Source organism: Yersinia sp. 2542 StPb PI (assembly GCF_048593855.1).
Lineage (GTDB): Bacteria > Pseudomonadota > Gammaproteobacteria > Enterobacterales > Enterobacteriaceae > Yersinia > Yersinia enterocolitica_E.
Genome location: NZ_JAZGQA010000193.1, coordinates 1 through 7,745, shown reverse-complemented (window position 1 = coordinate 7,745; position 7,745 = coordinate 1). Strand labels below are relative to the sequence as shown.

Here is a 7,745-nt window from a genome sequence, read left to right as displayed (position 1 = left end):
GAAAAATATAATAAAGTAATTATGGTTCATATAATAATCCCCAGTAATAAATGACAGTGTCAAAAATCGTGATGTGATTACTTTATCTAGCTAATAAAAGCATTGATATCATTTTATTTATCACAGGGATGTTATTTAAATGACAAACACAAAAACCAATTAGCCATTGTTATTAATTAGTTTTATCAATATTACTATTCCATACGGAAAATTATATTACCCACCTGGCCACTTTCATCCAATACATTAAGCTGATAACCGCCCGGCACAGATAAGTTTTGTACCCATGATTGATTATTCTCGGTCACCGCTACTTGCTCACCATTGAGGAACCACCAATGTTGGCCTCTCCCGCCTTGCGCCACCAGGCGCAGATCAAGGCTATTATGACCAGGTAAACGCTTAACGACAGCACCATCACGTATACCTAAAATCAGCAATGGCGCAGCACTGCCTTCCCCTTGCGGTGGACATTGCTGGCTTGCTGCGGGTAACCGTTGATTACGCCGTTCAGCCAGTGGCAACCATGGCTCCAGTGGCAGTGGCCACAAGGCCACTTGCGTTGGCTTGGCTCCTAAGCAATCCGCGGCAACCCGCTCGCCTTGCTGATTTAGCCAGATACTGAGTTGACTACCCTGCATATTTTCCTGGCCGGGTGCGGTCAGTGTGGGCGGTACCGTGCCATCGAGCACCCAGCTTTGACGCCGCTGTCGACAGTTACTATCACCAACCGCTAGCGGTTGCCCACCCGGCCAACAAATCTCTTCCCGACTGACTGACGATGGCCTCGGATCTGACGGTAAGCTGCGAATGCTTTGCTGCAATCCTGCCATCAACACGTTATTGACCTGATTAAGTATCGGTATTGCGGTGGCATAACCAAACTGCCCGGCAACCGGAGTGCCATCTGGACGCCCCACCCACACGCCTATTGTATAACGCGCATTGATGCCAATAGCCCAAGCATCACGATAGCCGTAGCTGGTACCCGTCTTCCATGCCAGTGGTACGCTGGCTGGCAGAATATCATCCGGTAACGGTCTGGCTTCACCGGCCATAATACGCCGGATAATCCATGCCGCTCCCGGTGAGAATAGTCGCCGTTCTTGTATTTGTTGCTGCGGTTCAAAACGCAATGTTGCTGCCATTCCGCCACGGGCGAAAGCGCTATACGCGGCAACCAATTGATCCAACCGTGAACCGGTTCCGCCTAAAATGACCGCCAGACTGGGTTCACTGTGAGAGGGGAAACGTAAGTTCAGACCACCATTGCGTAAATTGGCGGTAAAACGTTTTGGGCCATAGGCTTCCAGTAATTGAACCGCCGGTAAATTCAGCGAACGCACCAGAGCTTCACTGGCACTGACCGGCCCATGGAATCCGGTATCAAAATTGCCAGGCCGGTAATCACCAAAGCGGCGTGGCACGTCCTGAAGCAAAGATTCAGCATGGATCAGGCCGTCATCCAGTGCCATGGCATACAGGAAAGGTTTGAGTGTCGACCCCGGTGAGCGCCATGCACTGACCATATCCACATGACCAAAGCGGCTGTTGTCCTGAAAATCCACCGACCCAAGATAAGCGCGCACCTTCATCGTGGTATGGTCAACCACCAGCAAGCCTAGCGAGGTTTTCTCAGGTAATTGGTGACGCCAACTCGCCGCCATATCTTCCAATTGGCGCTGTAATCCGGTATCAAGCGTGGTGTGGATCACTTCGCGCTGATTACCACTGGTTAAACGGCGAGCTAGCAAAGGAGCCAATTGTGGCATCTGACGCGGTGCCAGCCAGACCTCTTCTTGTTTAATATCAGCCACATCCTTTGCTGTCCAAACCTGATAATCCGCCAGTCGGGTTAACACTTTGTCTCGAGCAGCCTTTGCCCGTAGAGGATAGCGATCGGGACGTAGCCGACTAGGGGCTTGCGGTAATGCTGCCAGCAATGCGGCTTCTGCCGCGGTTAATTGAGAGGGCGGCTTAGCTAAATAGGTCCAACTGGCAGCGCCAATCCCTTGTAGGGTGCCACCAAATGGAGCGCGATTAAGGTAGATCTCGAGAATTTGAACTTTGGAAAAATACCATTCCAACTGAAAAGTACGCCAGACTTGACGCAATTTGCCTGCTAACGTGCGCGGATGTGGGTCGATCAAGCGGGCAACCTGCATAGATAGCGTGCTGCCACCTGAAAGTATCTTACCAGCGCGCAGATCCTGCCAGGCGGCACGAGCTAGCGCCAATGGGTTTACCCCGGGATGAGAGTAAAACCAGCGGTCTTCAAAAGTGAGCAGTGCTTGCAGATAATACGGCGAAACCTGACTCAACGTCACCGGATAACGCCATACGCCGTCAGCATCGGCAAAACGCCATAACGGTGTACCATCTTCGCCTACCACGACCCGCGCGACCTGGACCTCGGCCAGAGGCAATGGCCAAAGTCTATCTGCCAGCCAAAGAGTGGCCGGAAACAACACCAGGATAAGCGCCAACGCCCAGCCCATACGCCGATAGCGGGAATAGATATTTTTGCGCATGAATCGTATTACTTCCCCTGACAACTGTTTCGCCATTCAGGGGAAGTGAGTATTCACTTAACGATTTCAAGCTGCGCTGGAGTACTCCCCAGCGCACGCCAATCGGGTACATACATCGATTCTACTTGTGGTGCAGGCACCTGGTAGAGGCCTGGTGTCACCGCCCGCGCCAGATAGAGCAACGTGGTGTGACGGTAACCATCGACATTGACGGCAGCGACATAACGATCATCACGAAACTCCTGATGTTTGATATCCGATTGCTGCATATCCTGTAATAGCTCAGTCACGCTGCTGGCACTCTCTCCCAAACTGGCGCTGCTATCGCCCAGATTCTGGTTTTCCAGTTCCAGACCAGCAGGCAGCAAATCAACCACCAGCGCATCCGGTACCCGCCTATCGGCCCAAACATCCAGATGCACCAAGACTAACTCACCACTTTTCAGTTGTGATAACTGCAACGGATTGCCATCTAGCCCAATGTAGCTACGAGTGATATGCAAATTATTACTGAATGGTGCAGGGGTTTGCTGCGGATATCCCACCACAGCAACGCGGCTATACAATGGCGTATCACCCCGATTTTGCAGTTGCATCCCCGCGGCCAGTTGTGATGCTGACCAGTTTTGGTTTAACGCGGTAATTTGGGTCAGCGTCACGCTATCCGCAATTGGCTCAGCTTGTGGCGCAATAGCAACCTGCCACGGTGTTTCAGCGCCATTCATCAAGGTGCGCCCCGCAAGAAATATAGCATTGCTCTCCTGCGTTGACAGATAGTTGCGGCTGGTCAAGGCATCAGACAGGGCCAGCAGACGACTATCACGTGCTTGCGGCAGTAGATTGTTGTCAGTTAACAGCGCCAGAATAAGAGCATCATCGCGTATCGGGCTACCGTAATCTTCCAGCCAGTAATCTTTGTCACTGCGTGTGGTATTTAGCCCCTGAGTGATGGCTTCTTTGGCACGCGGCATGTCGCCCATCAATTTCAATGCCACACCCAACTGCACCAGTGGTAAGCCAGAACGCGCTTCACTGTTACGGCTATATAACTGCCGTAATGCACCGAGCGAAGCCTGCTGCTGCTGCGCCAATACCAGCCCCGCATAGGCTTGCACCGCAAAACGGGTATGCTTGGTTTGCTCGCTGTAGCGAATTTCAACCTGATTAGGATCCTGTAAATAACGCTGTAAGCGGGTATTCGCCGCCGTCAGTGCCGCCGCAGGCACGCTGTAGCCTTGTTGGCTGGCACGGTAGAGGAAGTCAGTGGCATAGGCGGTGAGCCAGAACTCTTCCGGGCTGTCGTTGCTCCACAAACCAAAGCCGCCGTTGTAGCGCTGCATACTGAGCAGATGCTCAATCCCGACATCAATCGTCTGTCGCCGTTTTTCATCGCTATCGGCCTTGATACCCAGCGCAGTCAACTGTGCATGGTTGCTGTACAGTGAGGGATACAGTCCACTGACTGTCTGCTCCAGACAGCCATAAGGATAGGCGTACAACTCGCTGATATAACGTGACAAGTTGAGAGGTGGGCGGCTGGTTATCAGCAGTTGACCTTGCAATGTTTCAGCACTCAATCCCGCCGTAGCCTGCGCGGGCAGGCTCCAGCTTTCACCACTGCGCAGCACATTAGCGAAATGGCGCGTTTGGGCCGGATAGGCTGGCCGCACGCCGATTTTCCAATGATGCTGGTAATCTGGCAGTTCTTCATTTGGCAGTACCATGCCACTGATCGTCAGACCAAGATCACCTTGCCCAAACCCGTTCAGCGCCCGAACCGGGATCAGTACCGTTTTACGCTCACCATTCGCCAGCGTAACTGACTGAGCTTGCGTGCCATTTAGCGCCAGTAAATCACTGGCGGCCAATTTCAGCGACAAAGTTTGCGCCTGACCGGATAAATTACTTAAGTCCAAAGCCAGTTGGGTACTGTCGCCACCGGCGAGAAAACGTGGCGCTGCCAGTTGCGCAATCAATGGTGCGGCCACCACCACTTTCGATTCTGCTTTGCCGAAGTCTTCATCACTCCAGGCTTGGGCCATTAAACGTAACTCACCGTTAAAGTCTGGAATCGCCAGCTCAACGGTGCCTTCACCCTGCGCGTTTAATGTCACCGGTTGGGCTTGCTGCGCTACAATAGTCACTTCGGTAATGGGTTTCTTGCCCCCGCGGGACAGCGCATCTTCCTCATCGCCATCACCACCAAAACGCAAGCTGGCTAAGCGCCCTTGCCCTTCTATCAATTGCCCATAAACATCATAGCGATCGGCGCTGTAGCGCTTACGGCCAAAAAAGGCGTCGTACGGATCTGGCGTGACGTAATCCGTAATATTCAAGATCCCGCTGTCAACGGCTGACAGCAAAACTTGCACTTTTTCCGGCAACGGCGCGCCGCTCCGGCTGGCCTTCACTTTTACCGTTAAAGTTTGATTGGGCCGGATACGCTCGGGGGCATCCAATTGCAATGCCAACTTGCGGGTTTCATCCACCAACGGCAGATGCAATAAACCAATCGCCCGTTTTGGCGTCGCCTGTTGTGATTTATCACCCGGGCGAATCACTGTGGCACTGAGATACAGGTCATGCCGATTCCACTCTTTGTTAATCGGCACGTCGACCTCCGCGCCACCCGCAGGAATAGTCACTTCCTGCCACCACAGCGGGCCGTCGCTGGATTCCACCAGCAGATAACCATTACCCGCCGTTGGCGCTTCAATATGTAACTTCACTTTTTCGCCCGGGCGGTAAGCGGGTTTATCCAACGTTAATTTGACCTGATCAGGACGCACCGCACCACTGCCAGCGGTGTTATCCTGCCAACTGTAACCGGCCCAGAAGCGAGAACTGCTCACCAGCGAGTTATCCTGATTACTGACCTCAATTCGATATGCGCCCCACTCCACTGGGAAACTGACTTTAGCACTCCCATTGGCGGCGATATTCACGCTTTGTTCCGCCAGAGTCAGATCTTTTTTATCAAACAGCGACTGCCAGCCATCACTTTCTGACCACTGCCAGTAGTAATCACGCCGCTCACGTACCAACTTAACTTTAATGCCATTGGCGGCCAGCTTTTCGCCGCTGGCATTCGCATAGATAATTTCAAAATCAGCCTGCGTATCTTGATCCACCATCGCCTGTGATTTATAGCTGTCACTGCGGTAATCATAAACCTGCTGTTTATTGAACAGCGGGCGAATACCCGCCAGCGCATCAGCAGGCCACACCGCTTGCTCAGCACGGCGTGTGACTGGCCGCCCACCCGACTCCAACAAGCTGGCCTGTAATATCAATTTCAGCGGCGATTGGGCATGCTGCCAACTGTTATCCACCGCAACATTCGTCTGCCCCTGGTTATCTAAGGTGGTATCAAACTCATCTAAGGTGCGGGAGAGGTTCTCTTCGATAATCGAACCAAATTCAAAACCGGGCAGCGTGGCAACAGCTTCACGCAGTGGGCGTAGGAATAATTGGCCTTGCAGACGGTTGCCCGAGGCCGGGGCACCATATAAGTAACGGCCAGTGACGGCAAAGCTGGCTTCACTGTCCGTGGCGATCGGTTCTTTACTGGTAGCAATATCGAGCGCCATACGCTCTGGTAGAAAATCCTCTACCTTGAATTTGTACAATCGTGGCTGGTTATCACCCAAATTCAGGCGCAGTGACCACTCGCCCGTTGGGCCACCTTCAGGTATGGCATATTGGTATTGATACAGGCCATCCTGTGGTTGCCAGGTAAAGCTGCGCACCACTTGATTATCCGGTTTGAGGATATCGACTTTAACGGGTTGGGTTGTTAGGGGTTTACCGTCGGCATCGCGCAGTAACCCATTAACAATTAAGGTTTCACCTGGCCGATACAAGTCGCGCGGGCCAAAGACAAAGAACTGCTTCTGGAAACCCTCAGGACCAGTAATATCAAACTCGGCCAGATCCAACGCGGGTGCATTAAGGTCGATCAGACTGGTCTGCCCATTTTGCGCGGCAAGCAGCAGTTTGGCGTTAGCGTTTTTTTCCAACTGCGCATGGCCCTTGCCGTCGGTTTCGGCCTGAGTCAACACCTGGCCTTTATCATCCAACAGTTGCAGTGACACGCCTTGCAATGCCGCACCACCGGCTAATGCCTGAGTGAACACATCCATCTGGTTATGGTAGCTATGTAGCGAAACACCGATATCACTTAGGGTAAATAAGGTGGCAGCATTGGTATAGCTGTAGTGACCGGCTTGCTGCATGACGGCCAGATAGACGCCGGATTCTTGTAACGGCTTGATATCGGCTAAGGGCAATAACAGCTTTTCACGGGTATTAACCGCAGGATTGAGATCAAAACGGCCGGTATAGACTAAATCAGCCATTTTCAGCAGTTCGTCCGATTCCCAGTTAGAGAGCGCACTGCGGTTCTGCCAGTTAGCGAGGAAGTTAGCCAGGCTGCTTTGCTTAATGCGAAAAAAGTTAACATCGACGTTATCAACATTGAGCGCCATCACCGGCAAGCCCTGCGCCAGTTTGCCCGGCAGCAAAGAGCCTTTGCTGGCAAAACCGACACTCGGTTTAATATCACGCGTGGTGATTTGTTGCTGTTGTTGTGCACCCAGTTGCGCGCCACCTACCCCTTGCAGCGTGCTGTCGACAGTCAACAACAATTTACGCTCCGGTTTGAGGTGGCGTAAACGCAGCTCCATTAGATTATCGGATAGCTCCCAGGCACCGTCGATGTTGCCACTGACGGTATCAACCAGATGCACCTGCGCGGCGAAATCCTGATTTGGATTCAGTGGCTGCGAGAAGGTCAGTACCATGGCACTGGCCCCGTCAAGTTGCAGTTCAGAGGCATCCAGCAAGGTAAGCGGCTGACCCGCATGGCGTTTTGCCAGTGCCGCCAGCGCCACCGTATCTTGGGGTTTACTCGCCGGTGTTTTGCCCGCCGAGGTACTGGTTTGAGTCGCAGGCGGTGTGACCACACCTTTATTATTGCTGTCATCACAGGCGGCTAATAACAACGCCGCAGCGACCACTATAGTCGTTCGATACCCTTTAATTCCTGACATTAACCGACGCAAACCATTGTGATTCATATCTTGCTCCCTGGCTGATAGCAAGATTATAGCATCGGTATGAAAGGGAATATAGGGAGGGAAGAATCAAGTGATTATCTTGATAAAAAATGCGTATTGGCTCGCATTTATATCTATTTTTCTAAACAACACACCC

General features: G+C 52.3%; 2 protein-coding genes. Both read right to left on the bottom strand.

The window, feature by feature from the left end:
- Positions 1 to 194: 194 nt before the first annotated feature.
- Positions 195 to 2,531 carry a peptidoglycan glycosyltransferase PbpC gene (gene pbpC, locus V1952_RS18050; RefSeq protein ID WP_420075254.1) on the bottom strand — a complete coding sequence of 779 codons (2,337 nt, stop codon included), beginning with the start codon at positions 2,529 to 2,531 and terminating at the stop codon, positions 195 to 197.
- A gap of 53 nt (positions 2,532 to 2,584) precedes the next feature.
- A complete protein-coding gene (locus tag V1952_RS18045; protein WP_420075253.1) occupies positions 2,585 to 7,609 on the bottom strand; it encodes an alpha-2-macroglobulin family protein in 5,025 nt (1,674 codons plus the stop codon).
- Positions 7,610 to 7,745: the final 136 nt, after the last annotated feature.